The organism is Krasilnikovia sp. MM14-A1259, from assembly GCF_047159535.1.
In the GTDB taxonomy this organism is placed as follows: domain Bacteria; phylum Actinomycetota; class Actinomycetes; order Mycobacteriales; family Micromonosporaceae; genus Actinoplanes.
In genome coordinates, this window is record NZ_BAAGAJ010000002.1 from 7,250,433 (window position 1) to 7,275,812 (window position 25,380).

The following is a 25,380-nucleotide window of genomic DNA, read 5'->3' on the forward strand; positions in this document are numbered from 1 at the left end:
ACGTTTGCTGTCGACCAGGCCGTGGTCGTCCGTTCCGCCGCTGGGTGAACAGCATCCAACCTGGTCAGTGGCGGCGTGCCGGGCCGTTTCGGACATTTGTGGATTGACGGTGGTCAAATCACACAGCGACCGCCGTGGCTCGACTTCTCACTCCAAGTAATCGCGTGAAAAGTTCACTCACGCTCTTGACAGGAAGGGGGTCTCAGTAAGAAATTTTACCGCAACCGTTAATAGTCCTTCCTGAGGGGAACACCACCATGGCGCAGCCAGAGATGACCGACACCGCGTTGACCGCGGTCGTCGACTCCCTGGGCGGCCAGGTCGTGTCCGTCGGGGGCGGCGCGGGCGACGCGCTCGTGCGGGTCCGCAGCCGGCTCCCCGAGTTCACCGGCGCCCTGCAGCGGGTCGCCGAGCAGGTCCTGGCCGACCCGGCCGCGGCCGCCCGGGCGACGATCGTCGAGCTGGCCGAGCGCAGCGGCACCTCCCCGGCGACCGTGACCCGGTTCTGCCGGGCCCTCGGCTTCGACGGGTACGCCGACCTGCGGCTGGGCATCGCTGCCGAGACCGGCCGGGCGCGCGCCGCGGGCTGGACCGTCGACATCGGACGGGAGATCGAGCCCGGCGACCCGCTGGACCGGGTGCTGGGTCAGATCATGGCGGCCGACACGCGGGCCATGCACGACACCGCCACACTGCTCGACCTCGCGGAGGTCGAGCGGGCCGCGGTCGCCATCGCCTCGGCGTCGCGGGTCAACATCTACGGCGCCAGCGGCAGCGCTCTGGTCGGTGAGGAGATGCAGTTCAGCCTGCACCGCATCGGCGTACCGGTGTGGGCGTGGTCCGATGTGCACAACGGCCTGGCCAGCGCGGCGCTGTCCCGGGCGGGCGACGTCGCGCTGGGCATCTCGCACAGCGGTGAGACGGGGGAGACGATCGAGCTGCTCGCCGAGGCGAGCAGCCGGGGTGCCACCACGATCGCGCTCACCAGTTTCCCGCGCTCGCCGCTGGCGGAGTTGGCCGACATCGTGCTGATCACCGCCACCCAGGCCACCACGTTCCGGCCCGATGCGCTGTCGGCGCGTCATCCGCAGCTGGTGGTGCTCGACCTTCTCTACATTGCTGTCGCGCAGCGCACCCACGACCGTTCGCACACCGCGTTCCAGCGCACCGCCCAGGCTGTCCACGGCCATAAGACCGTCAAGGACGCGAAGGGCGAGAAATGAATATCGGTGCCGTCCGGGCCAGCCCCCGGCCGGTGCGACCATCCCCGTGCCCCCGGTGACGGTCAAGCAGTCCCTCCGTACCAGATCCTCCCTCTTCACCCGCATAACCCTCCAAGCCGCTCCGCCTGGCGGCCGGTTCCGTCACAGGCCGACCACCTCTTCCCAAACCCCTCGAGGAGAATGTGATGTCCGAGATATTCGGCACCCCCGAGCTTGACCGCCGTACTCTGCTGCGTCGCGCTGCTGCGGTCGGCCTGCTCGCGACCCCGGCCGTCGGCATGCTCAGCGCCTGCGTCGGCGGTGGCAGCGACAGCGGCAACAACGCGGACAAGCCGAAGGGCGAGAAGTCCGCGACCAACCCGCTCGGCGTGGACCCGAAGGCCCCGCTCGAGGTCATCATCTTCAACGGTGGCTTGGGCACCAAGTACGCCACCGACGTGGACATCCCGTCGTACAACAAGCTGTTCCCGGACTCGAAGGTCGCGTTCAGCCAGACCGAGGAGATCGCGACGGTCGTGCAGCCGCGGTTCACCGCGGGCAACCCGCCGGACATGATCAACAACTCCGGTTCGAAGCTGATGGACCAGGGCGCCCTCGTGCAGGCCGGCCAGGTGCAGGACCTGACCGAGCTGTTCGCGGCGCCGTCGCTGGACATCCCCGGCAAGACCGTGGCGGAGACCCTGATCCCCGGCACGGTCGAGCAGGGCACGTTCAACGGCAAGCCGTACGTGCTCAACTACGCCTTCACGGTCTTCGGGCTCTGGTACTCCGGCAAGCTGTTCAAGGACAACGGCTGGACCGCGCCGGCCACCTGGGCGGACTTCACCGCGCTGCTGGACAAGATGAAGGCCAAGGGCATCACGCCGTACGGCTACGCCGGCGCCAACGCCTCGTACTACCAGTACACGGCGATCCTCACCAGCGCTGCGAAGATCGGCGGTGCGGACGTCCTCAAGAACATCGACAACCTCGAGGACGGTGCCTGGACCAACGACGCGGTCAAGCAGGCCGCGGCCGCGTGGGCCGAGGTCGGCGCCAAGTACTCCAACAAGGCGTTCCTCGGGCTCAAGCACACCGAGGTCCAGCTGCAGCAGGACCAGTACAAGGTGGGCTTCTACCCGTCCGGGTCGTGGCTGGAGAACGAGCAGGCCAAGGACACCCCGGCCGGCTTCGACTACCAGGTCATGCCGATCCCCAGCGTCACCGCCTCCGACAAGCTGCCCGCGACCGCGATCTACGCGGCCGCCGGTGAGCAGTACTTCGTCGCCAGCCACGGCAAGAACCCGCGCGGCGGCATGGAGTACCTGCGCCACATGCTGTCGAAGGCCGGCGCCAAGGGCTTCACCGAGCTCACCAAGGTGCTGACCGTCGTCAAGGGCGCCACCGACGGCGAGGACATCTCGCCCGGGCTGACCAGCGGCAACAAGATGCTGTCCGCGGCCGGTTCCAACTACTTCAGCTTCCGCTTCGACACCTGGTACAAGAAGCTCGACGACGAGCTCCGCGCCGCCACGAACGAGCTGATGTACAACGGCGGCACCGCCGACAAGTTCTGCGCCCGCATGCAGAAGGCGGCCGACGCCATCAAGAAGGACTCCTCCATCGAGAAGTTCCACCGCTGATCCACCCCTGACGACGTACCCGCAATCACGGACGGAGCTAGAGTCATGAAGCACGGCAGGTACCCGTTCATCATCGGCTTCCTGATCGTGCCGGTGACCATCTACGCGACGTTCGTGATTGCGGCGTACGTCCAGGCGTTCCAGTTGTCGTTCACGGACTGGCGGGGCTTCTCGCCGGACGTGCACTACATCGGTATCGACAACTTCACGAAGCTGTTCGGCGACGACATCTTCTGGAAGGCGATCCGGCACCACATCGTGCTGCTCATCTTCCTGCCGTTGCTGACGATCGCCCTCGCGCTGTTCTTCGCGTTCCTGCTCAACGTGGGCGGCGGGTCGAAGGGCGGCCGGACCCAGGGCGTACGGGGCTCGAAGTTCTACCGGGTGGTGTTCTTCTTCCCGCAGCTGCTCGCGCTGGCGCTGGTCGCGGTCATCTTCGCCCGGGTCTACTCGTCCGACGAGAGCGGCCTCATCAACGGCCTGCTGCACCAGCTGAACCTCGGGCCGGTGCTGTTCCTCGCGGACGGCCGGATCGCGCTGTGGTCCATCCTGGCCGTGCTCGTGTGGCAGGCCGTGGGCTTCTACGTCGTACTGTTCTCCGCCGGTATGGGCTCGATCCCGACGGAGATCTACGAGGCCGCGGCGCTGGACGGGGCATCGCGCGGGGTGCTGTTCTTCAAGGTGACGCTGCCGCTGCTGTGGAACACGCTGCAGGTGGCGTGGGTCTACCTCGGCATCGCGGCATTCGACGCGTTCGCGCTGGTCAACGTCATGTCGGTGGACCGGGGCGGTCCGGACGGCGCCACCACGGTGCTGGGCCTGGAGATCTACCGCAACGCCTTCGACTACGCCCAGTTCGGCTACGCCTCGGCGATGGGCGTCGTGCTGTTCTTCCTCACCATCACGTTCGCGGCGCTGACCCTGCGGGTCACTCGGCGCGAGTCGATCGAGCTCTGAGCCCCGGGGAGCCAAGGATGACCAACCTGATGAGCACCGACACCTCGGCAGTCCCGCCGCCCGATCCGGCACCGGCGTCGCGGTCCGGCCGCCGTGCCACGGCAGCGGGCCAGGGCAACCGCGACACCCGCATGTTCACCGGCTTCGCCCACATCGCGCTGGCGGTCTGGGGCCTGCTGGTCATCGCGCCGCTGATCTGGGTGATCCTCGCGTCGTTCAAGAGCAACACGGAGATCTTCACGCACGCCCCGTTCAGCCTGCCCAGCAAGCTGTCGTTCGAGACGTACCGCACCGCGTGGAGCGAGGCGCACGTCGGCCGGTACTTCCTCAACAGCGTCTTCGTGGTCGCGGTCAGCACGGCGGGCACGATGCTGTTCGGCTCGATGGCCGCGTACGTGCTGGCCCGGTACAAGTTCTTCGGCAACCGGTTCATCTACTACCTGTTCGTCTCGGGCCTGGCGTTCCCGGTGTTCCTCGCGCTGGTCCCGCTGTTCCTGATCCTGCAGAACCTCGGCCTGCTGAACACGTACACCGGTCTAATCCTGGTCTACATCGCCTACTCGCTGCCGTTCACGGTGTTCTTCATGACGGCGTTCTTCAAGACGCTGCCGAACCACGTCGCGGAGGCCGCGATCGTCGACGGCGCCTCGCACACCCGGCTGTTCTTCCAGGTCATGCTGCCGATGGCGCGGTCCGGCCTGGTCAGCATCACGATCTTCAACATCGTCGGGCAGTGGAACCAGTACCTGCTGCCGGTGGCCATCATGCAGGGCCAGGACGCGGACAAGAAGTGGGTGCTCACCCAGGGCATCGCGAACATCTCGGTGTCGGCGGGTTATCAGGCGAACTGGGCCGCGCTGTTCGCGGCGCTCACCCTCTCGATCCTGCCGATGATCATTGTGTACGCCTTCTTCCAGCGCCAGATCCAGGCGGGTCTCACCGCCGGCGCCACGAAGTAAGCGGTACGCGCACGCGGCGGTGCCCGGCCGGGGCGCCGCCGCGGCGTCGTCAGGCTTGCCTTGCCTCGGAATATCGTCTGACCAAATGGCCGTAGGGGATTGTGGCGGGATCAGCCCGGTGATATCGTCCGCGGCTCCTCAAGACGGCCCGCCGGTTCGCCGAAAAACAGCGATGTGACCGACGAGACTCCCGCTCCCGCTGCTCTGCCCGCCACGCCCGCCGCGACCACGGTGGCGCGTCCGAATCCGTCCCAGGACATGACGTTGTCCGGGCTACTGCTGCCGCCGCTGTGGCTGGTCTGGGGATTCGCCGCGCTGATCTCGGTCCTTGCCGTCGACAGCTTCAACGCTCGGTTGTGGCTGATCGTGCCCGGCGTCAACGCGCTGGTCGTGGCCTGCGGGATGTTCGCGGTCAAGCTGCGCCGCCTGCCCTTGATCGTGGTGCGGGCCACCCCTGCGGTGGCCACCGTGAACCTCTTCCTGACCGGCCTGGGCGGCAACAAGCTCATGGTGATCGTCGGCTTCTCGATGCTGCTGATGTGGGTCGGCTTCTCGCTCGACCGGCGTGACATGATCGCCACCTCGGCGCTGGCCGCCGTGGGCATCGGCGTGCCGCTCTTCATGCACGAGACGCCGCTGCACGCCGCCGCGCTGACCGTGGTCTCGTGGGCGTCGGTCACCGCCATCGGCATCACCATGCACGTGCTGCGCGGCTGGCTGGACGCCGCCAGCGCCGCGGCCGCGGCGTCCGAGCAGCGCGCCGCGGAGGCGCAGGCCCAGGCCGCCGCCGACCGCGAACGCGCGGACCAGGAGCGGCTCGCCGCGACCGACGCCGAACTGGCGCAGCGGCAGAGCATCCAGCAGCAGATCGCCGACAAGGGTGCCGTGCTCGCCGAGGCTGCCGAGCAGGTACGGCGGCAGACCGAGGCGGTCGCCACCGCCAGCGACGAGATGTCGCGCGCCATTGAGGACCTGACCCGGACCGCGCACCTCACCGAGGAGATCACCGGCACGGTGGCGGACAAGGCCGGCAACGCTTCCGACCTGATGCGCGCGCTGGAGAAGTCCAGCGAGCAGATCATGGCGGCCTCGGACGTCATCCACGGGGTGGCGGAGCAGACCAACCTGCTCGCCCTCAACGCCACGATCGAGGCGGCGCGCGCCGGTGAAGCGGGACGCGGGTTCGCGGTCGTCGCCGGCGAGGTCAAGGACCTTGCCCACCAGTCCGGCGGTAACGCCGAGACCATCGCCCGCACGCTGGGCGAGGTGCAGACGCAGGTCGCCGCGGCCGTGGAGCGGGTCTCGGAGATCACCGCGAGCGTCGGCGACCTCGCGTCGCACAACACGTCGCTGGCGGCGGCGCTGGAGCAGCAGTCCGCTTCGGTCCGGCAGATCGCGCTGAGCGTGCAGGAAGCGGCGGGTCAGGTGGGCCTGATCACCGACGAGGTGCACGTCCTCGAACGGCTGTCGCGCACCTCCGCGTGACGCGGCCGACGGCGCCGGGCGAACGCCCGGCGCCGTCGGCACGTCAGTCGGTGAGCCGGTAGACGACCGTCTCCGGATACTCCTGCCGGGTGATGCCGAGACCGTCGATCGGGCCGGCGAGGGCGTTCGGCGGGACCTTCATGTCGTCGTTGGCGAGCGGCTGGTTCACGAAGACCGGGTGGCGCAACACCACGACCGACTTCACGCCTCGGTCACGCAGGAACTTCACGCTCGCGGCGTCCGGGAAACTGCGGGTCACCTCGCGCGTCTGGTTGATGCCGGCGGGGAAGAAGCCGCTGGAGCCGTTCGCGAGCGTCACGAAGCTGTCGGTCGACCACAGCATGGTCAGCTGGTCGTCGCGCCAGTTCATGGGCAGCACCAGGACCGGGCCCGCGGCGTTCGCCACTTCGGGCGGGCCCATCGGTGCGGTCTTGAACGGCATCTTCTGTACGCCCTCCAGCACCACCAGGGCACCGGGCAGCAGCATGCCCAGCACCAGCAACGGCGCGGCCACCAGGCGTGGGGCCCGACGCAGGCGCGGGCCGAAACGCTCGCCGATCGCGGTCACCGCACCGGCGGCCAGGACGGCGAGCAACAGCGTGATCCACACGATGAGCCGGCCCGGGGTACGCATCCCGTCCCAGCCCGGGGCGAACTTGTACATGGCGCGGTAGAGCAGCGTGGTCGGCGCCTGGAGCCCCTGGGCGAGGATGCCGACGATGATCAGGGTGGCGAACATCAGCAGCCGGCGCCGCCAGGACCAGACCGAGACAAACAGGCCGATCAGGGCGAGTGCGTACAGGGCGTAGCCCGGGTTGAGCAGGCCCTCCCAGCCGCCGATCAGATTCTCCCGGATGCCCGGGAAGCGATTGCCGAGCAGCCAGCTGTCCGGGCCGGTGGCGAAGAAACCCCGCAGCTCGGTCGAGTAGTTCTGGACCTCGGCGAGCTGTCGCCGGCCGTACGGGTAAGCCTTCAGCATCTCGAAGTAGTGGTAGGCCATGCCCGCCGTCACCGCGCCGAGGATCAGACCGCCGATGGCGTCCATCCGCAGCAGCCGCTTGCTGAACGGCGGCCGGCGCACCAGCCACCCGATCAGCGCCAGCGCCCCGAGGCCGGCGAGCGCGTACCCGAACGGGATGCCGATGCCGAAGCCGAGGGTGATCTGCCAGGCCGCGGTGAGCCACCCGGCCAGCGCCCACCACGGCCGGACCCGTTCCGGCCGGTAGCCGTCGCGCAGCGAGTAGCCGTGCCCCCGGGCCAGCATCGCCAGCGCGAGCGCGATGCCGCCGGTGGACAGGATGTTCAGGTGTGCGCCCTGCGGCCAGTGCCACGGGGCGTAGGCGAAGGCCGCCCCGGCCACCACCGCGCCGGGCACGCGGGAGCCGAGCTGCCGGGCCAGCGCGTACGCGCCGAAGAAGCTCAGCGCGAAGACGAGGATGTAGAGGATGTTGTACCGCAGGATCGCGTCCTGCGGACCCGAGCCGAACAGTGCGAACGGCAGGTAGCCGAGCAGCGAGTCGGAGAACGCCAGGGGCAGGTGCTCGCCGTGGAACGCGTTGGTCTGCCACAACCGTCCGGGGTCGTGCTTGACCGCCCACCCGATCCAGGACAACTCCCACGACTGCAGTGACGGATCGCCCATGTCCAGCGCCATGGTGTGCCGCAGGTCCCTGGCCGCCGGCCAGGTCATCGCGATCGACAACAGAACGGACGAGAACGCCGCGATCGACCACTCGTGCGTCAGAAGCCGCCGCAGCGCCGGCCGCCTGCGTGCGGGTTCCGCCGGGCGGCCTTTCGCCGCCGACGGCGCCGCAGGCTCGTCGACCACAATCTGATCAGTCACGCTCGTCTGTTCCCTCGGCTGTCGGTGTCGGAGTGGCCCCGGATCTTACGCGGTGCCCGGGCCGGCCGAAGGCCCCGACCATTTCGTGAGCGACTGCACCGAGCGCAGGCGGGAGGGAGACACCGCCCCGACCCCGGCGCGCTCTCCTAGTCGAGCCAGCCGTGTGCGCGAGCGAGGCTGGCGACGGCGGTACGCACCGCGGCGACCTGCGCCCCGGTCAGCGTGGGCACGCCGGTGATCAGGCGCTCGGTGACCTCGCCAACGAATTCCGCCTCGCTGAGCACCTCACACTCGTCCTCACCCATCGCCGTGCCGGACGAGGACGTCGCGGTCCTTGCCGGCTTGTCGAGCACCTGCACGTCGTACGCCTTGAGGCCGCGCTCACCGTCGATCGTCTCGAACGACACCCGCGTTCCCGAGGCGATCACGGAGTCGTGCGAGGTCAGCTCGTTCATGTGCACGAACACGTCATCGCCGCCGCCGTCCGGCGCGATGAATCCGTACCCCCGCGTGCGGTCGAACCGCACCACCTTGCCCACCGCCATGACCAAACCTCCACCAACGCCATCAAACTCGCCGAATCGGCCACGGCGTCGCCCCCGTCCGAGCGGGTGGCGGCCTGTGCCGCGGCACGGTGCCGAGCGTACTGGGGCGGGCGACGCGCGGGACACGTGACTCCCGGCGTACGGGCAACCGGCCGCCCGGGGGCTGTCGTACCCCGGCGGCAGAATGGCCGTCGTGCTGGTCGCGGTGGTGCCGAGCGGGCCGGGCGGGGAGTCCGCCGGCGCGTCCGCGTCCGCCGGCCTGCTTCAGGCGCTGGGCCGCGACGGCGGCCCGTCGGCCGCGCCCGAGCCGGTGGGCGACCTGGCCGCGGCGGTCCGTGCCCGCGAGGCCGTCGGCCCGGTGCGCTGGGTGTGGCCCGCCACCGCCGACGTCTATCCCGCACTGTTGCGCGCCGGGGTGCGGGTGGGCCGGTGCCACGACGTCGAGCTGACCGAGGCCCTGCTGCTGGGGTATGCGGGGCGGTGGGGTGAGCCCCGGGCCCTGGCCGCGGCATGGGCCCGCCTGACCGGTGCGCCCGTGCCCGACGACCCGCCGCCGCGCCCGCCCGAGCCCCCCGGCCAGGCCCAGGGCGCCCTGTTCGAGGCCGCCGCGGGCCCGCCGGCCGCCGCCGGGCCCGAGCGGCTGCGCGCCCTGGTCGAGGTGTACGCGGACCAGCAGCGCCGGGTGGCCGCCGCGGCCGATCCCGGGCGCTTCCGGCTGCTGGTGGCTGCCGAGTCGGCCGGTGCCCTGGTCGGCGCGGAGATGGGGCGGGTCGGCCTGCCGTGGCGCGCGGACATCCACGACGAGCTGCTGCGCGACCTGCTCGGTCCGCCCCAGCCGGTCGGGCCGCCGCGCCGCCTGGCCGAGCTGGCCGCCGAGGTCAACGACGCGTTCGGCGTGCACGGCCTGCACCCCGACTCGCCCGCCGAGGTGCTGCGCGCGTTCGCCCGTGCGGGGATCGAGGTCCCCAACACCCGGGCGTGGGTGCTGCGCCGGGTGGAGCATCCGGCGGTCAAGCCGCTGCTGGAGTACAAGGAGCTGTACCGGATCTGGACGGCGCACGGCCGGGCCTGGCGCGACGCGTGGGTGCGCGACGGCAGGTTCCGCCCGGAGTACGTGCCCGGTGGCGTGGTCTCGGGCCGGTGGGCGACCCGCGGCGGCGGCGCGCTGCAGGTCCCCAAGGTGGTCCGCCGCGCGGTCATGGCCGACCCGGGCTGGCGTTTCGTGGTCGCCGACGCGGGCCAGCTCGAACCGCGGGTCCTGGCGGCGGTGTCCGGCGACGCCCGGCTCGCCGCGGCCGGCGGCGCCGGCGACCTGTATGCGGCACTGGCCGCGGACGCGTTCGGCGGCGACCGCCCGCGCGCCAAACTGGCCCTGCTCGGCGCCATGTACGGCCAGACCGGCGGCGCCGCGGTGCCCGCCCTGGCGGTGCTGCGGCAGCGCTATCCGACCGCGTTCGAGTATGTGGAGTCCGCCGCCCGCACCGGCGAGGCGGGCGGGCTGGTCCGTTCCTGGCTGGGGCGTACGTGCCCGCCCGCGTCCACGGCCTGGCGCGACGCGGGCCTGGAGCCGCCCGAGGAACTGGGCTCCGCGGAGTCGCCGCAGGGCGGTGCGTCCGGGCGGGCCCGGGGCCGGTTCACGCGCAACTTCGTCATCCAGGCCACCGCGGCGGAGTGGGCGCTCGTGCTGCTCGCCACGGTCCGTGCCGCCCTGGCCGATCTCCGCGCCGAGCTGGTGTTCTTCGTGCACGACGAGATCGTGGTGCACTGCCCGGCCGACGAGGCCGAGCGCGTGGTCGCCGTGGTGCAGGCGGGTGCGGCCGAGGCCGGGCGGCTGCTGTTCGGAGGGAGCTCGGTGCGTTTCCCGCTCGACGTGTCCGTCGTGGACTGTTACGCCGACGCCAGGTGACGCTATTCGGTGCCGTCGGCCCACGTGTTCAGGTCGAAGCGCTGCAGCAGGTGCGGGGCGAACATCGCCGCCACCGCGAGCAGCGCCACCACGGTGAACAGCGTGCGCAGCACGAGCACCTCACCACGGCCACCCACCTTGACCGCCACCGCGTTCGGGATGCCGATCATCCGCCACATGCGACGGCCGAGCGGGATCGGCCACAGGATCGGCACCCCGTTCTTCGTGATCATGTCGCCGAGCAGGTGCACCACGCACCCGACCCCCACCGCCACGCCCAGCATCGGATAGCCGCGATCGCCGGGCAGGTGCAACCAGGTGAACCACGCCACCACCGCCGACGCCGCGGTGACGATCAGCCAGCCCGCCCGCTCCGCCCACTCGTCGAACAACCCGCGCAACGCCAGGCCCGCGGTGAAGAACACGATCGCCACCACGGCCCACTTGCCGAACCGTACGCACAGCTCCGTCGTGCCCCACCCGACCAGCCCCGCGAACGGCAGGGTGTGCGTGAACGTGCGGTGCCCGTTGTCCCGGCGCGGGTCGCGGCGCAGCTTCGTCGCCGTGTAGATGCCCAGTGACACCTTCTCGACGACCTCCGCCACGAACAGCGACAGCACCCCGAACGTACGGGCCACCGTGGCACCGCCCTGGTTACGGGTGACCTTGCCGGACAGATCCAGGTCGGGCAGCAGCGCTCCGCCCGCGCACATCGCGGTGCCGACCGCGACCGCGAGCGGCGACTGGCCGTACCCGGCGAAGTGATCCAACGCCCAGCAGCCGGCCAACCAGGCCGCCGCACCCGACAGCGCATGCGATGGACCCATCATGGCGGTCGCCCCCTCCCCGTACGCCCGGTCCGCAGTGGCCGGGGGTAAACCCCGCCACTGTGGCAGAGCGGGTGGGGGCGTTCAACGACCGCCACGTCCACGTGGGAGTGTCGATGATCACCGGTTCCACGGGGCGACGCCGTGATGGTGGTACACGTGATGCCGGTAGCCGCCGTAGCGGGCGTGCCGGACCACGCCGATGAACAGGAACGCGAGCGGGATCGCCGGCCAGAACACGTGCGCCCCGGACAGCGCCCACAGGCCCACCAGCACCACCGCGACCACGACCACCCCGCCCGCGTGACGGCGTACGCCGCGCCGGGTGGCGGTCCGCGCCTGCGGGGTCTCCTGCAGATCGGGGCGGCCACCGCCGGGCAGGTCCGCGGTCAGCCGGGTCAGCTCGTCGCGGTACGTGGCCGCGTACGCCGCGGCGAGCCGCTCCTCACCCTCGGCGAGGTTGAGACGCCCCTCGCCCATGGCGGCGCGCAGGATCGTGGCGACCTGCTCGCGTTCGCTGTCGGAGGTCCGGAGCCGGTTCGGTCCGGACCAGGTGGTGTCGTCGTGCATGTTCACGTTGACCTCCAGGTCGGGGCGGGACACGACTCCAGAATCGCCCGATCCGGGCCGGGCCGCGTCGCCCCGGAGGAGCATCCGTGTCCGGTTGCGCGGGCGCAGCCCGGCCCGCCCACGTACTCCCGGGGGAGTAGCGGCGGTCGCGGCGTACTCCGGCGGGCGCAGCCGCGACGCGACCGCGCGCGGATGCCCGGGCGCCCGGCGGTGCCGTACGTTCGAGACGTGCGCGACATGCATCCGGTGCCCTGGCGTGGGCGCGACCGGGCACGGCCGGGCGGGGCGGTGATCGCCGCGTTCTGCTTCCACGTGTTCGGCGCCTGGGGCCTGGCCCGCGCCGTGGCACCCCCGGGCGATCTGCTCGCGTGCGCGCTGCTGCTGGCCGGGCCGATTGCCCTGGCGTGGCGGCGGCGCGCCCCGCTCGCCGTACTGGCGGTGGCGCTCGCCACCACGATCGGCTTCGCGGCACTGACCGCCCCCCGCTGGCCGTACGCGGCCGCCGCCGTGGCCGCGCTGTTCAGCGCGGTCAAGGCGGGCCGGCGCCGGTCCGCGGTGGCCCTGGCCGCCGCCGGCTGGCTCACCTGGGCGCTGGTCACCGGCCCGTTAGCGGCGCGGCTCGGCCTGAGCCAGGCCGCCCACACCGACCCGCGGGCGGCGCTGCTCGCTGCCGCCGCCCTGACGGTGACCGTGCTGCTGGGCGGCGCGGCAAAGGCCCGCGCCGAACACTTCGCCGAGATGATGAAGGTACGGGCGGAACGCGCCCGCGCTCACGACGAGCAGGAGCGGCGCCAGGCGTCGGAGGAGCGGCTGCGCATCGCCCGCGAGTTGCACGACGTCCTCGGCCACCACCTGTCGCTGATCAACGTGCAGGCCGGCGTCGGCCTGCACCTCATGGACAGCCGGCCGGAGCAGGCCCGCGAGGCGCTGTCCGCGATCAAGTCCGCGAGCGCGGAAGCCCTGCGCGAGGTCCGCGCCGTGCTCGGGGTGCTGCGCCCCGAAGAGGAGGCGGCGCCGCGTCAGCCCGCGCTCGGGCTGGACCGGCTGGCCGAGCTGACCGCGGACGCGGGTCTGCCGGTCACGACCACGACCAGCGGCGACCGCCGCGAGCTGCCGGCCGAGGTGGACCGGGCCGCGTACCGGATCGTGCAGGAGGCGCTGACCAACGTGCGCCGCCACGCCACGCCCGGCGCGACCGTGACGGTCACCGTCGCGTACGCGGACGACGAGCTGCGCCTGTCCGTCCGCAACGACGGCGCCGCGGCCCACCCGGGCGAGCGCGGTCCGGACGGCGCGGGCAGCGGCATCGCCGGAATGCGCGCCCGCGCGCAGGCGCTGGGCGGCACTCTGTCCGCTGGGCCGGATCCCGGCGGCGGGTTCCTGGTCTGTGCGGCCCTGCCCACCGCCGCCGTGCCCGCCCGGGGCGGCGCATGATCTCCGTGCTGCTCGCCGACGACCAGGCCCTGGTGCGCGCGGGTTTCCGCGCGCTGCTCGACGCCGAACCCGACATCGAGGTGGTCGCGGAGGCCGGTGACGGGCTGGCGGCCGTGCAGCTCGCCGGCCGGACCCGCCCCGACGTGGTGCTCATGGACATCCGGATGCCCGGCGTCGACGGCCTGGAAGCGACCCGCCGGATCGTCGCCGACCCGTCCCTGGCGGGCACCCGGGTGGTCATTCTGACCACGTTCGAGCTGGACGAGTACGTCTTCGAGGCGCTGCGCACCGGGGCGGCGGGCTTCCTGGTCAAGGACACCGAGCCGGTCGAGCTGCTGCGCGGCGTACGGGCCGTTGCCGCCGGAGACGCGCTGCTGTCGCCGAGCGTGACCCGTCGGGTGATCGGCGAGTTCGCGGCTCCCGGTGGCGCCCGCAACCGCCCGGCCGTGGTGCCGCAGGGCCTGGACCAGCTCACCGACCGGGAACGGGAGGTGCTGGTGCTGGTCGCCGAGGGCCTGTCCAACGACGAGATCGCCGCCCGGCTCGTGATCAGCCCGGCGACCGCGAAGACCCATGTCAGCCGGACGATGGTCAAGCTGGGCGCCCGCGACCGCGCTCAGCTCGTCGTGCACGCGTACGAGGCCGGGCTGATCCGGCCCGGCTGGCTCGGCTGATCCGTGCTCGGGTCCGAACGCGTCGGACCCGCCCGTTATGGTCCCGGCCATGTTCTTCGCACGGCGCGGCGGCCGACGCCCAGACAGCCCGCTCCAGCTTCCTGACGTGGTGCTCGACGCGGGCTGGTGGGCGGATGCGCGTGCCCGGCACGGGCACACCGGGCGGTGGCCGCTGCTGCTGCACGGGCTGTCGGCGCGCGAGCCGGACCGTCCCTGGCTCACCGGCGAGCTCGTGGCGGGCCGGAGCGCCGGGACACCGTCCGACCACGACCCGGAGGCGCTGCTGAGTCAGTGGTGGACGGCTGCCGAGCCCGAACAGGAGGAAGGTGAGGAGGACCTGCGCGAGGCCGTCGCCCCGTTCCTGGACGGCTGGCCCGGCCGCGCCCGTCCCGGTGTGCTGCAGGGCGATCCCGACGAGCGGGCCGCCACAGAGTTCCGGTCGCTGCTCGGGGCCGGCTGGATCCACAGTCCGCGGCCGGGGCTCGTGCCGGCCGAGCGGGGCGCCGACGTACCGGCCGTTCTCGGCTGGTCCGGTCCCGTCAATCACGAGGGCGACATCACCAGGATCTGCGCCGTGCTGCGCGACTGGGAGGACCGCTTCGGCGCGCGCCTGATCGGGCTCGGCTTCGACACCATGCAGGTGAGCGTCGCCGCGCCGCCGGCCGACCGCGACCACGCGTTGCGGGTGGCGGCGGAGCATTTCGCGTTCGCCCCGGACAACATCACGCAGGGTACCGGCTCACTGAGCGAGTACGCCGACGACCTCGTCAACGCCACCGGATGGTTCTTCTGGTGGGACTGAGGCGGCCCGCACCCTGGTGCCGATCATGTTCTAGTATTCGCGGCGATCACTTCACGGCGTCCCGCACCGACGGGGCGACGCCTGTGGAAAACCGGTGCCCGACGGCACCGTACGCGTAGAGCCGGAACGGGGCCGGTCCGAACGTCGTAACCGACCTTCGGCGTCGCTCGCCCGGCCGACATGGTTGGGGGAGCTTTCTCAGTGGCAGCAAGCACAGTGAACACCCGCGTGGCAGCGCGGGCCGCGGGCCGGCTCGTCGCCGCGTTCGCCGCGACGGCGGTGCTCTCGGCCGGCTTCGCGCTGCCGGCATTCGCCGATCCGCCGGTCGCGGTCGCGGCGTCGAGCATCGCGGAGCCGACGAACAAGGCCAGCGACGAGGACAAGGTCAAGGCGGCCGGGGAGCTGGGCATCAACCCGGGCGTGGACATGCTGGTCCTCAACGACCAGGAGTTCGTGCTGGCGCTCTGGCGGGCCGCACGGGCGGATACGTTCGTGAAGGTGGGCGCGCTGCGGGCGTACGACGACGCCGACCCCGACGCCGCGTACACGTTCATCACGAAAGGCATCTTCACCGCGGCCGTGGACGATGCCCAGATCGAGATCGCGGCCGAACGCGCCAAGGCACTGCGCCGGTCGGTCGCGGTCACGGTCGGCCTGGACCCCAAGGACACGGCGCTGATCGACAAGAACGACCGGGACTTCATCTTCAGCGTCTGGCAGCGCGTCGCACCCGGCAGCCACGTGTGGACCGCCGCGAAGGACGCGATCCGGGACGGCAGCACCGAGCAGGACTGGACGGCGTTCCTGACCACGGGCGCGAAGGCCGCGGCCGACCAGGACCGCGAGGAGGCCATCGCCAAGGCCGACGCCGAGCAGGCCGCGAAGCTCAGGGCCGAACAGGTGGCGCAGGCCAAGCGGGCGTTGCTGCAGCTGCTGTTGCTGCCGGTGACCGACGAGCTCGTCAACGCGCCGGACCGGCAGTTCGTCCTGCAGGTCCACAACAGCGCCAAGGGTGCCGAGGTGATCCTCGCGTCGCAGGCCGCCCTGAACGCCCCGGACGCCGAACTCGCCAAGGCCCTGTCCGATTTCATCTTCACCGGTGGCGCCGCGGCCAACACCCGCGACGAGCAGGCCGCCGCCGCCAAGGAACTCGCCGCGCTCCGCGACCGGGTCACCGCGATTCGCGCGGCCGCCCGCAGCACCGGCCACCAGCCGAACCTGACCGCCGCCGCCGAGCAGGCGCTGACCACCGGTACGTTGGTGAGCCTGCAAACCTTCCTGCTCAAGGGCCAGGACGCCGCCACCGCCCTCGACGTGAAGCTGCCGGCCCGGCCGGCGGCGTTCCTCTACGGCAATCAGCAGCACATCTTCGCCCGCGGCGCGGACGGCAAGCTTTACCACTGGAAGTGGGTTCCGGGTGAGGGTCGCGGCTTCGAGAGCTGGGGCGGGGACCTGGCGGGCCGGCCCGTCGCGTTCGTGTACGGCAACCAGCAGCACGTGCTGGGCCGCAGCCACAACGGCACACTGAGCCACTGGGTGTGGGAACCTGGCAAGGGAGTGCGCCGCGACACGTGGGAAGGCACGATCGCCGGTGACCCCACCGGCTACGCGACCGCCGACACCCAGCACGTCTTCGCCCGGGGCACTGACGGCAAACTGCACCACTGGAGCTGGACCAGCGCCACGGGTCTGGTCCACTCGATCATCGGTGACGGCATCGAGGGTGACCCGGCCAGCTACACCCTCGGCGCGCAGGGGCACGTGTGGGCTCGCGGCACCGACGGCGTGCTGACCCACTGGGTGCTGGATCCCGGCAAGCCGGCCCGCAAGGAGACCTGGAGCGGGGACATCATCGGTGACCCGGTCGGCTTCCTCTACGGCGACCAGCAGCACGTCTACGCACGCGGCGCCGAGGGCCAGGTCCCGGCGCTGCAGCACTGGAAGTGGACCCCGAACGAGGGGCGCGGTCACGAGGACTGGAGCGGCAGCCTGGCCGGCGACCCCACCGGGTACGCCACCAGCGACGCGCAGCACATCTACGCCCGCGGCAGTGACGGCAAGCTGCACCACTGGAGCTGGACCCGCGGGGTCGGCCGCAAGGACGAGGTGCTGGGTGACGGCATCACCGGTGACCCCACCAGCTACGTCCTCGGGACCCAGCACCACGTGTGGGCGGCGGGCGCCGACGGCAAACTCACCCACTGGGTCTGGGAGCCCGGAAAGGACACCCGCCGGGAAACCTGGGACGGCGCAACCCTGTAACGGCGTACGGATGGGCCGGCCGTTTTCGCCTGGGCCGGCCCATCAGGCCCGCCGCCACGCTCAGCCGGTTGGGCTGCTGCGTGGCGTCGGGGTCGCCGCTGCCGTGTCGCCCGGCTGCGGCGCCAGCATCGTCATGTCGAAGAGGAAGCAACCGACCGCGCCGTTCGCGGTGCGACCGATCCAGGCCGGATAGGCGCCGTCGCCCCATCCCGTCCGGAAGGCGACCAGGTTGGCTTTCGAGGCCGCGTCGATCGATGCGGTCGTCGAGTCGTTCTCGCCCAGGTCGAAGGACCGGGGATCGTCCGCGGAACGCCGGACCGCCGCGTCGAGCACAGACCCGTCGAAGATCGCGATCGTCCCGGAGTCGACACCCACCGTGAAGGCCTGTCCGGCGGTGAGGGTCGCGGGGTTCTGTCCCGGCCGCAGGGCCATCTCCCAGGCCGTGACGGGCTGGTCGCGGATCGTCAGCTTCGCGGCGGCGACCCGTTGCTCCCCGGGCAGGCTGACCATCGCCAGCGCCACCGGGTACGAGCCCGGGGGCACGGTCACGGTGTACGGGGCGATGCCGAGCTGCCGCGCGCTCGGAAGCCAACTGGGGTCGGCGGCCACGAGCTGCCCCGTGGGCAGGCGCAGAACACCGGCGGGCTTGGTGGAGGCGATCGCCAAGTCACCGCTGTCCAGCAGGTGCCGGCTGCCGTCCTGGAACAGCCGTGCGGTCCGCTCCGGCACGGGAAACGCCACGGCCTCTTGCGCCCCGACGTCGCCGACGGTGAAGCCGTCGTCGTGAGGCAACAACGAGCTGCTGGGCGACCAGCGCCACAGCCCGATGAGACCGGCGTTCACGGCCAGCCAGCCGCCGACATACAGCGCGCGCCTCCGGCTCCAGCCCATCCCTCTGCCTCTCCACGTCACGAAGGCCGAGAGACTACCGACAACAGTGGCGTTTCTGCAGCATGGCGGCACTCTTCGAGGCTCCGGTCGGTCTCGTCCGTTGCCGCGATCGCGGTGCGGCGCGCTCGCCGTCCGTAATTCGCTCGTGTGGGTCACCGCCGCACGCCATGATGCGGCGTGACCAATTCCCCGGACGGATTCACCTATCGCCAGCGTAAGAACGGCGACGTCGAGATGCTTCATCATGGCCGCCCCGCCGGTGTGCTGCGCGGCGCCATGGCCGCCCGGTTCCTGGCCGACGTGGAGAACGAGGACCCGCAGGAGCTGATGGCCCGCCTGACCGGCAACTACCGGCACGGCAACGAACGGACGGCGAGGAACCATCCCCGCAACCGCGGCCGGTGAGGCGTCCCGCCTGAGCCGGGTCACCGCGTCGCCGCGGCCTCCTCCACGGGAATCCACAGCTGCGCCTCGGCTTCGGTCGCCGCCGGCGACAGCCGTACGCGCAGGATCTCCGGCCCCGGCCTGCTGCGGTACGGGTTGGACGGGAACCACTCGGTGAACACGTCCCGCCAGAGGCCCTGCAACGCCTGCGGAAACGCGCCCGAACTGTCGAAGACGGCCCACGTCCCCGCCGCGACGTCGAGGCTGTCCAGGTCGGCCGGCACGGGCCCGGTCGTGGCCGCGCCGTGGTAGTAGTCCAGCTCGGTGCCTTCCGCGCGGCTGTCGTCCAGGTTCACGCTCGCGCTGATGATCCCGTCCGGCTCGGTGTCGGACAGCTGCGCGATGCGGTGCAAAGCCGGCTGCCCGATGCCACGGATGAATTCGGCGATCGCCGGGTTCACCCCCTCGTGCACGAGTGGTACGCGGGCCTTGCGCCCCACCACCCGGAATCCGTCGCGGCGCACGATCCGGTACTGCATGCTGTGGCTCCCTTCGACGATCAGACGAAACGACATCCGAGGCTGGGCACGCAGCATTGCCCCGTCGCGGCGGGCCTCGCCCGGCCCGACGCCGTGAACGGCGCGGAACGCGCGGGCGAACCCTTCGCCGGAGCCGTAGCCGTAGCGGACCGCGATCTCGAGCAGCGTCAGGCGACCGGCGAGCACGTCCGCGCCCGCGACGGTCATCCGCCGCCGCCGGATGTACTCCGACAGCGGCATCCCGGCCAGCGCGGAGAACATCCGCCGCAGGTGGTACTCCGAGGTGACCGCGATCCGGGCGAGCTCGGCCGGGTCGATGGTCGCGTCGAGATGGCGTTCGATGTGGTCCATGGCCGCGTTCAGCCGTTCCAGCAACCTCGTCTCCTCCCTGTGCTGACATCACGCTAGGCGGCTGCACAGGGCCGGACCCGACAACGTGAGCCCGTTCCGGTCGGGTGTGGCCGGCTACCTCAGCAGCGCGATGACCGGCGCGAACTGCTCCATGAACATCCCGTTCACTGCCACGTACGAGATGCCCAGCTCGGCGCGGCGGCGCCGCAACGTCTCCGCGATCCGGCCGGGGGAGCCGAGCAGGAACCCGATGGCGCCGGCGGCGGCCATCGCGCGGGGGTCGCCGCCGACCATCCGCTCCAGCTCCGCCGGTACGGCCTGGGCATCCGCGGCGACCGCGGCCACGTTGAGGTGCAGTTCCGGCGTACGGTTCCCGGCCAGCTCCCGCAGCGTCGCGACCGCGCGGGCCAGGTCCTGCTCGTCGGAGCGCGGGGGCAGTCCCAGCGCGACGGTGTCGGCCTGTTCGGCGGCCAGCCGCAGCATCCGGGGCTTGCTCGCGGCGACCAGGACCGGCGGCGCGGGGCCGTCGGCTTCGCGTACCGCGCGGATGGTGTCGGCCACCGCGCGCAGCCGCTGCCCGGGGGTGCCGAATTCGGCGCCGAGCTGGGCGGCGTCCCGGTCGGCGCCGGGCCGGCCGCCGCCGAGTCCCAGTTCGAACCGCCTGTCGGTGAGCAGGTGCATGCTGCGGCTCTCCCAGGCGACCAGCCCTGGGCTGCGGTTGGGGGCGCTGAGGACGTACGTGCCGACCCGCAGCGTGCGGGTGGCAGCCGCCGCGGCGGCGAGTGCGGGCAACGGCGCGAGCGTGTGCACGGTGTCCGGCACGAGCAGGATGTCGTAGCCCAGTTCCTCGGCGCGCCGGGCGGTCGCGGTCCATTGCGCGCCGCTGCCTGCCAGCGCGGCGACGACGCCGAAGCGGAATTGTCGGTCGGTCATGACGTCATCGTCGCGCCGCGGCCGGATTCGCGCGTCATCCCGGCGGCGGCAAGGCCTGTACGCCCGCGGTGGTATGCCCCGTCCCGCCATCGCCACCCCAACGAGGCCCCGGTCGCCGTTCGGTGGGGGCTCTATCGGCTGGTCAGGGCATCGGCCGGGCCGAAAGTATGAGCTGCAACCGTTAGGAAACCTTCCAGGACCCGGGGGTGCTCCCCCTGACCCCGAATCTTCTTCATGTGACCGGCCGACGTGGGCCGGAACAAACGGGGGAGATTCGTTTTGGGTCGCAAGGTTCGCAAGGTCGTCACGCTGCTGGGTGCGATGCTGGCCGGGACCACCGCGGTGGTCGGCGCGGCCGGGGCGGCGCACGCCGCTCCCGCGTCCTCGGCCAAGCCGAAGGCCAAGCAGCAGTGCGTCACCGGCGCCAAGCTCGTCCCCTCCTGCGGAGTCCTGTGGGGCGCCGCCGCGGGCGGCTTCACCTCCGCCCCCCGCGACGCCGAGCTGAAGAAGTGGGAGGCCCTGTCCGGCCGGACCGCGTCGATCTTCCACACCTACCACAAGGGCGACGAAGTCTTCCCCACCCAGAGCGAGATCGCGATGACCACCGACCCCGCCCACCCCCGGGCGCTGCTGGTCAACTGGAAGATCGCCTACGGCTCCACCTGGGCCAACGTCGCCAAGGGCGAGCAGGACAAGCGCATCGACGCGTTCGCGAAGCGGATCAAAACCAGCTACCCGCAGAAGTTTTTCCTGGTGCTCAACCACGAACCGGAGAACGACGTCATCGCCCGCAAGGGCTCCGGCATGGAAGCCAAGGACTTCGCCGCCATGTACCGCCACACCATCACCCGGCTCAAAGCGCAGGGTGTGACCAACGCGGTCAACGTGCTCGCCTACATGGGTAACGAGAAGTGGATGGCCCAGTCCTGGTGGAAGGACCTCTACCCCGGCGACGACGTCGTCGACTGGATCGGCCTGGACTCCTACGTGTCCGCGGAGAAGGGCTACTACCACTACGGCCAGTTCGCCGACCTGCTCGACCGCAAGGCGTCGACCGGTAAGGGACTGGGCTGGTACGACTGGGCCGTCACCAACCACCCCAGCAAGCCGATCATGATCGCCGAGTGGGGTGTGTACCACCGCATCGGCCACCCCGTCGACAAGACCGCCGGCTACCAGTCGGTGCTGCCGGAGCTGGCCAAGCGCCCCGGGATCAAGGCCATCGTCTACTTCGACACCAAGCACGACGACCAAGGCGACCGCGACATCAGCATCGACTCCACCAAGCAGAACCTCGCCGCGTTCCGCACCCTCGCCGCGAACCCCATCTTCAACGTCAAAATCGCCTGACCCACCAGCACCACACGAGCCGCCCGGCATCACGCCGGGCGGCTCGTTGGTTTGTCGATGAGTCGCCGTAGGCGGCGCCGTCGAAGTGCCCGGGCTCCGATCTCGCGGCGAACTCGGGTGCTGGCCGGTCGGACAGGTCCGGCTGGCCATATCGCCCGCGGCGATCACCGAAAGTATGAGTCGCAACCGGTAGGCAACCGTCGCGGACCCGGGCCCGCTCCGGACGACCCCGAATCTTCTTCATGTGACCGGCTGACAGGGGCCGGGCCGGAGCGGGGGAGATTCAGAGTGGGTCGCAAGACGCTGCGCAAGATGGTCACGACGGTCGGTGTGCTGCTGGCCGGTGCCGGGGCCTCGGTTGCTGCTCTGTCGGTGTCCGCGGCTCCCGCGTCGGCGGCGGCGGTGTCGACCTCGACGTTGCAGACGCAGTTGGTGACCTACACGAACAACACCCGGGTCCGGGCGGGTTGCAAGGCCATCCGGGTGGACAGCCGGTTGTTGCTGGCGGCGCGGGGGCACAGTGCGTACCAGGCGCAGACCAACCGGATGAGTCACATCGGGTCGCATGGTTCGTCGTTCGTGGACCGGGCGCACGCGGCGGGGTACCGGTACCCGCAGAGTGAGAACGTGGCGTACGGGTACCGGACCGCGTCGGAGACGATGAAGGCGTGGATGGCCAGCCCGGGGCACCGGGCGAACATTCTCAACTGCCAGGCGAAGTCGTTCGCGGTCGGTGTGATCTACGCGAGCAACGGCACCCCGTACTACACCCAGATGTTCGGCTGGACCTGATCCCCAGCCCCCTCACCATCTGACGGCCCGGCCGGCACGCACAAAGCGTGCCGGCCGGTCGCTCAGGGGGCGGCCGGTTCCCAGAGCAGGAGCTGGCGGTGGTGGCTGAAGCCGGTGCGCAGGTAGAAGTCGACCGCGCGACGTCCTGAGTGGACGGTCACATGCAGTAAGCCCCGGGTGCGAGCCTCGGCAAGGATCGCGTCCATCAGTGCGGCGCCGACGCCCTGCTTGCGGTATTCCTCGCGGACCATGACCGACTGGATGTCGCCGTACCGCCGGTCCAGCGACCCGTTGCCGGGCACCCGTTCCGCGATGAGCAGCCAGGCAGATCCGACCACGTACTCGTCGACCTCGGCGACGAAGGCCAGGTGCGTGTCCGCATGGGCGGCCACCCAGTCCGCGTACGCAGCGAGCTTGTCCGGTTCGATGTCCCGCAGCTCCGCGAGCGCCGCCACATCCGCCACGCCGGCCATCCGCACGATCATCTCGCGAAGTCCAGGCGAGCCGACCGTGACGTCATTTCAGCGTGCCGCGTCGGCCGGCATGCCGGGAAAGTCTTCCGTGGCAACCCACGCGTAGCCGCCCACCAGCTCCCGGCCGATCGAGAGCGCATTGCGCAGGGAAGCCGAGTTGGACGGGTGGATCGTTCCCCACAGCACGTCTCCGTCGTCGGTGCCGAGCTGATCCACCAGCCTCTGGACAGTCCCGGAGGCAAGTCGCCGACCCCGGTGGGACGCGTCCAGGCACAGCTCCTGCACGGAGAACCCGCGCATCGCGTGCGCGTCGATGCGCAGCGCCGCAACGACGCCGGCGGGCACATCGTCGGCGTGCACCTCGAAGAGCAGTCCCGCGTCCGCGCACTCGGTCAGGGACTCGGCGTCCTCCGGGGCCGCCCACATCCGCAGCTGCGGCTCGCGTTCCGCCAGCTCCTGGTAGATGGCCGACACCCGCCCGGCCAGGAACTGAGGCTCCCCGGCGCGCAGGTGCACCGTGGCGTACGAGGACGCCCGCGGGTATGCCCTGAGCTGCGTGAGGAGCCCCGCGACGACGTACATGTCGACGGCACAGTGCGGGCCGAAGCGGGGGTCGGACCGCAGTTGCTGGACCAGCCGCGCAACGTCCGGCGCATCCACCCGCAAGCACAACGGGCCGAAGTCCCGGTACGCCGACGCGACCGCCGCTGCGACGACGGACAAGCCGTCAGGTGTCGGGGGGAGACTCGTGGCGACCACGTCGACGAACGGCCGCTTGAGGTCACGTGCGCGGAAGCGGATCCCGGTGACCGCCCAACCGCCGCCGGGCAGATCGAGGCGGCGGTTGGCCCATTCCAGCGGGTCCGTGGGTCCGTCCATCCCCACGCCGTCGCGGTACTCGCTGCCGAAGTCCCCGTTGTGCGTCCGGTCGGCTTCGGCGGCCATCGCGTCGCGCAACTGCTGACGCAGGTCGGTCTCGGAATACCAGGACCCGACGACGGGGGAGGTCCATCCGAGGCGGGCGTCGACCATGTCGTCCAACAGATTCTGCACCGGCACACCCTAGAGGAGGCGGCGGATGTCGCCGTACGCCCGGTAGAAGCCGCCGCGGCTGGCCTCGCGGATGCCGGTCACCACGAACCGGCTGCCGGGCTCGCGGATTCCCTTCGGGAACTGGACCTGCCAGTCGCGGTGGTAGCCCGACGACACCACCCGCACGCGCAGGCGGCCGCTGTCCTCGACGCACTCGACCACGACGCCGTCCGCCACGTCGTGGGTGATTTCCACGGTGGTGGACGGGACGATGGCGGGCATCCGGGGTGGTGCCTTCACGTCGACCGCGGTCGGGACGGTGCCGCCCATGGCGGACCGGATCGCGTGCTCGCTGGCGTCGATGCAGGCCAGCGACCCGTCCGTGGTGACGATGTACAGGCGCTCGTCGCGATACTGCATCGAGTACGCCGAGCCGCAGCCGGTGCCGAGCTTCCACAGCCGGGTGCCGTCGGTGTCGAAACAGTAGATCGACGACGCGCTGTCGCCCGCGAAAACATACCGGCCGTCCTGGGCGGTGGCGCACGAATACACCGCCGCGTCGCACCGGTACGTCTGCCGGCGCGTGCCGTCCTTGCCCAGCTCGACGACCTGCCGGGTCGACGTCCCGGCGTAGAGCGTGGCGCGCTCCTGCCAGCCGAACAGGACCGACCCGGTGGTGGTGTGCCACAGCTCGCGGCCGGTACGCCAGTCGTAGCTCGTCACGCCGGCAGAGTGGCCGTGGTGCACCGCGGTGGCGTCGCAGCGGACCATCCACGCCGAGTCGCCTCGGCCGGGCCGCCGCCACAGGAACTCGTCCTCGTGGTCGACGGCCGAGATCCCGCCGTCGGCGTCCGAGACGCCGAGGACGCCGTCGTGGATGTCGAGCCAGTAGATGTCGATCTCGGGGGCGATGCGGTACGCCAGGCGCGGCACCTTGCCGGACAGGTCGTACACATTGCCGTCGTCGCAGCCCGCGTAGATCCAGCCGTCGTCGGCGACGATGCACTTCACGCCGTCGGGCAGGCGGAACTGCTGCAGCACCTCGGCGCCGTGGCTGAGCGTCGTGATCAGGCCGCTCTCGTTGCCGACCATGCAGACCTCGTCGTCGACGAAGATGCCGAACGCCGGGCTGCCCGACACATACCTCCACAGAACGGGGGCACGGGTGGCGGTGGATCGGGTGCTCACGATCTGGCGGCGGGAGACGCCGCGCTTCTGCCGGGCTCCGGGAACGGCCGGAGCGTACCCTTTGCGGACCTTCTCGCCGATCTTCTTCGACGCCTCGGCCCTGGCCTTGTCCGGCGTGGCGAACGACGACAGCTTGAGCTGGCCGCGGTCACCGATCCGGCCATATCGGATGGTCACGTCCGTCCCGTCGACGGTCACCTCGTAGAACTTGTGCGCGCTACCCGCCTCTTCGGACAGTTCGAGGTACGTCGTGTCGGCTGGCATGGGGCCACCTCTCGGCATGGCGCGGGCGCGCTGATCGCATCGATGGAGTGGACCGTAGCGAAGGGGTGCGACGG

At 71.1% G+C, this 25,380-nt stretch carries 23 protein-coding genes; 13 read left to right on the forward strand and 10 right to left on the reverse strand.

Translation table 11 applies throughout. The features are described from left to right. Positions 1-257 precede the first annotated feature (257 nt). The 5 genes from ACMCNK_RS32980 (at position 258) to ACMCNK_RS33000 (ending at position 6,246) form a co-directional block, all read left to right on the forward strand. Positions 258-1,223, forward strand: coding sequence for a MurR/RpiR family transcriptional regulator (locus tag ACMCNK_RS32980; protein WP_412740231.1), 966 nt, complete (start codon positions 258-260; stop codon positions 1,221-1,223). Positions 1,224-1,408: 185 nt separating this feature from the next. Continuing rightward, a complete protein-coding gene (gene ngcE / locus ACMCNK_RS32985; protein ID WP_412740232.1) occupies positions 1,409-2,845 on the forward strand; it encodes an N-acetylglucosamine/diacetylchitobiose ABC transporter substrate-binding protein in 1,437 nt (478 codons plus the stop codon). 45 nt (positions 2,846-2,890) lie between these two features. Next, entirely contained in the window at positions 2,891-3,802 is a 912-nt protein-coding gene (locus tag ACMCNK_RS32990) for a carbohydrate ABC transporter permease (protein ID WP_412740233.1), read from the forward strand. Between the two features lie 29 nt (positions 3,803-3,831). Next, positions 3,832-4,761, forward strand: a complete 930-nt coding sequence (locus ACMCNK_RS32995) for a carbohydrate ABC transporter permease (RefSeq protein WP_412741067.1) — start codon at positions 3,832-3,834, stop codon at positions 4,759-4,761. 174 nt (positions 4,762-4,935) lie between these two features. After that, a complete protein-coding gene (locus ACMCNK_RS33000) occupies positions 4,936-6,246 on the forward strand; it encodes a methyl-accepting chemotaxis protein (protein WP_412740234.1) in 1,311 nt (436 codons plus the stop codon). 43 nt (positions 6,247-6,289) lie between these two features. Here the strand turns inward: ACMCNK_RS33000 and ACMCNK_RS33005 are convergent, their stop codons facing one another. After that, the gene (locus ACMCNK_RS33005; RefSeq protein WP_412740235.1) at positions 6,290-8,089 is read right to left on the reverse strand and encodes a hypothetical protein; all 1,800 of its coding nucleotides are present in this window, start codon (positions 8,087-8,089) and stop codon (positions 6,290-6,292) included. Between the two features lie 146 nt (positions 8,090-8,235). Next, complete coding sequence (locus ACMCNK_RS33010) at positions 8,236-8,634, reverse strand: cold-shock protein (protein ID WP_412740236.1); 399 nt, start codon at positions 8,632-8,634, stop codon at positions 8,236-8,238. A gap of 163 nt (positions 8,635-8,797) precedes the next feature. On the opposite strand from ACMCNK_RS33010, the gene ACMCNK_RS33015 reads away from it, so the two are divergent. Continuing rightward, positions 8,798-10,540 carry a bifunctional 3'-5' exonuclease/DNA polymerase gene (locus ACMCNK_RS33015; RefSeq protein ID WP_412741068.1) on the forward strand — a complete coding sequence of 581 codons (1,743 nt, stop codon included), beginning with the start codon at positions 8,798-8,800 and terminating at the stop codon, positions 10,538-10,540. A 2-nt stretch (positions 10,541-10,542) separates the two neighbouring features. On the opposite strand, the gene ACMCNK_RS33020 is transcribed toward ACMCNK_RS33015, so the two are convergent. Together ACMCNK_RS33020 and ACMCNK_RS33025 are read right to left on the reverse strand one after the other, a co-directional pair. Continuing rightward, on the reverse strand, positions 10,543-11,370 hold the full coding sequence (locus ACMCNK_RS33020; RefSeq protein WP_412740237.1) for a metal-dependent hydrolase: 828 nt from the start codon (positions 11,368-11,370) through the stop codon (positions 10,543-10,545). Between the two features lie 117 nt (positions 11,371-11,487). Beyond that, positions 11,488-12,180: a DUF1707 domain-containing protein gene (locus ACMCNK_RS33025; protein ID WP_412740238.1), complete on the reverse strand. Its 693-nt coding sequence runs from the start codon at positions 12,178-12,180 to the stop codon at positions 11,488-11,490. Between ACMCNK_RS33025 and ACMCNK_RS33030 the strand changes: the two genes are divergently transcribed. The 4 genes from ACMCNK_RS33030 (at position 12,175) to ACMCNK_RS33045 (ending at position 17,109) form a co-directional block, all read left to right on the forward strand. Beyond that, on the forward strand, positions 12,175-13,371 hold the full coding sequence (locus ACMCNK_RS33030) for a sensor histidine kinase (protein WP_412741069.1): 1,197 nt from the start codon (positions 12,175-12,177) through the stop codon (positions 13,369-13,371). The two genes, ACMCNK_RS33025 and ACMCNK_RS33030, sit on opposite strands and share 6 nt — an antisense overlap. Further along, on the forward strand, positions 13,368-14,045 hold the full coding sequence (locus ACMCNK_RS33035) for a response regulator (protein WP_412740239.1): 678 nt from the start codon (positions 13,368-13,370) through the stop codon (positions 14,043-14,045). The genes ACMCNK_RS33030 and ACMCNK_RS33035 overlap by 4 nt, the downstream gene beginning before the upstream one ends. A gap of 49 nt (positions 14,046-14,094) precedes the next feature. Further along, positions 14,095-14,847, forward strand: coding sequence for a DUF4253 domain-containing protein (locus ACMCNK_RS33040; protein ID WP_412740240.1), 753 nt, complete (start codon positions 14,095-14,097; stop codon positions 14,845-14,847). 201 nt (positions 14,848-15,048) lie between these two features. Next, complete coding sequence (locus tag ACMCNK_RS33045) at positions 15,049-17,109, forward strand: VCBS repeat-containing protein (protein WP_412740241.1); 2,061 nt, start codon at positions 15,049-15,051, stop codon at positions 17,107-17,109. 60 nt (positions 17,110-17,169) lie between these two features. Here the strand turns inward: ACMCNK_RS33045 and ACMCNK_RS33050 are convergent, their stop codons facing one another. Beyond that, the gene (locus ACMCNK_RS33050; RefSeq protein ID WP_412740242.1) at positions 17,170-18,000 is read right to left on the reverse strand and encodes a DUF4241 domain-containing protein; all 831 of its coding nucleotides are present in this window, start codon (positions 17,998-18,000) and stop codon (positions 17,170-17,172) included. Positions 18,001-18,177: 177 nt separating this feature from the next. Here ACMCNK_RS33050 and ACMCNK_RS33055 point away from each other — a divergent pair, with 177 nt between their 5' ends. Then, the gene (locus ACMCNK_RS33055) at positions 18,178-18,405 is read left to right on the forward strand and encodes a hypothetical protein (protein ID WP_412740243.1); all 228 of its coding nucleotides are present in this window, start codon (positions 18,178-18,180) and stop codon (positions 18,403-18,405) included. A gap of 20 nt (positions 18,406-18,425) precedes the next feature. Here the strand turns inward: ACMCNK_RS33055 and ACMCNK_RS33060 are convergent, their stop codons facing one another. Both ACMCNK_RS33060 and ACMCNK_RS33065 read right to left on the reverse strand, forming a co-directional pair. Continuing rightward, entirely contained in the window at positions 18,426-19,298 is an 873-nt protein-coding gene (locus tag ACMCNK_RS33060) for an AraC family transcriptional regulator (RefSeq protein ID WP_412740244.1), read from the reverse strand. A 90-nt stretch (positions 19,299-19,388) separates the two neighbouring features. Continuing rightward, entirely contained in the window at positions 19,389-20,207 is an 819-nt protein-coding gene (locus ACMCNK_RS33065; protein ID WP_412740245.1) for an LLM class flavin-dependent oxidoreductase, read from the reverse strand. A gap of 279 nt (positions 20,208-20,486) precedes the next feature. On the opposite strand from ACMCNK_RS33065, the gene ACMCNK_RS33070 reads away from it, so the two are divergent. Then, positions 20,487-21,557: a glycoside hydrolase family 26 protein gene (locus ACMCNK_RS33070; protein ID WP_412740246.1), complete on the forward strand. Its 1,071-nt coding sequence runs from the start codon at positions 20,487-20,489 to the stop codon at positions 21,555-21,557. A gap of 288 nt (positions 21,558-21,845) precedes the next feature. Then, positions 21,846-22,349: a CAP domain-containing protein gene (locus ACMCNK_RS33075; protein WP_412736698.1), complete on the forward strand. Its 504-nt coding sequence runs from the start codon at positions 21,846-21,848 to the stop codon at positions 22,347-22,349. A gap of 62 nt (positions 22,350-22,411) precedes the next feature. Here the strand turns inward: ACMCNK_RS33075 and ACMCNK_RS33080 are convergent, their stop codons facing one another. The 3 genes from ACMCNK_RS33080 to ACMCNK_RS33090 are packed head-to-tail and all read right to left on the reverse strand — an operon-like array spanning position 22,412 to position 25,306. Continuing rightward, positions 22,412-22,834, reverse strand: a complete 423-nt coding sequence (locus ACMCNK_RS33080; RefSeq protein WP_412740247.1) for a GNAT family N-acetyltransferase — start codon at positions 22,832-22,834, stop codon at positions 22,412-22,414. Positions 22,835-22,870: 36 nt separating this feature from the next. Further along, positions 22,871-23,875: a hypothetical protein gene (locus ACMCNK_RS33085; protein ID WP_412740248.1), complete on the reverse strand. Its 1,005-nt coding sequence runs from the start codon at positions 23,873-23,875 to the stop codon at positions 22,871-22,873. A gap of 9 nt (positions 23,876-23,884) precedes the next feature. Continuing rightward, complete coding sequence (locus ACMCNK_RS33090; protein ID WP_412740249.1) at positions 23,885-25,306, reverse strand: WGR domain-containing protein; 1,422 nt, start codon at positions 25,304-25,306, stop codon at positions 23,885-23,887. Positions 25,307-25,380 lie beyond the last annotated feature (74 nt).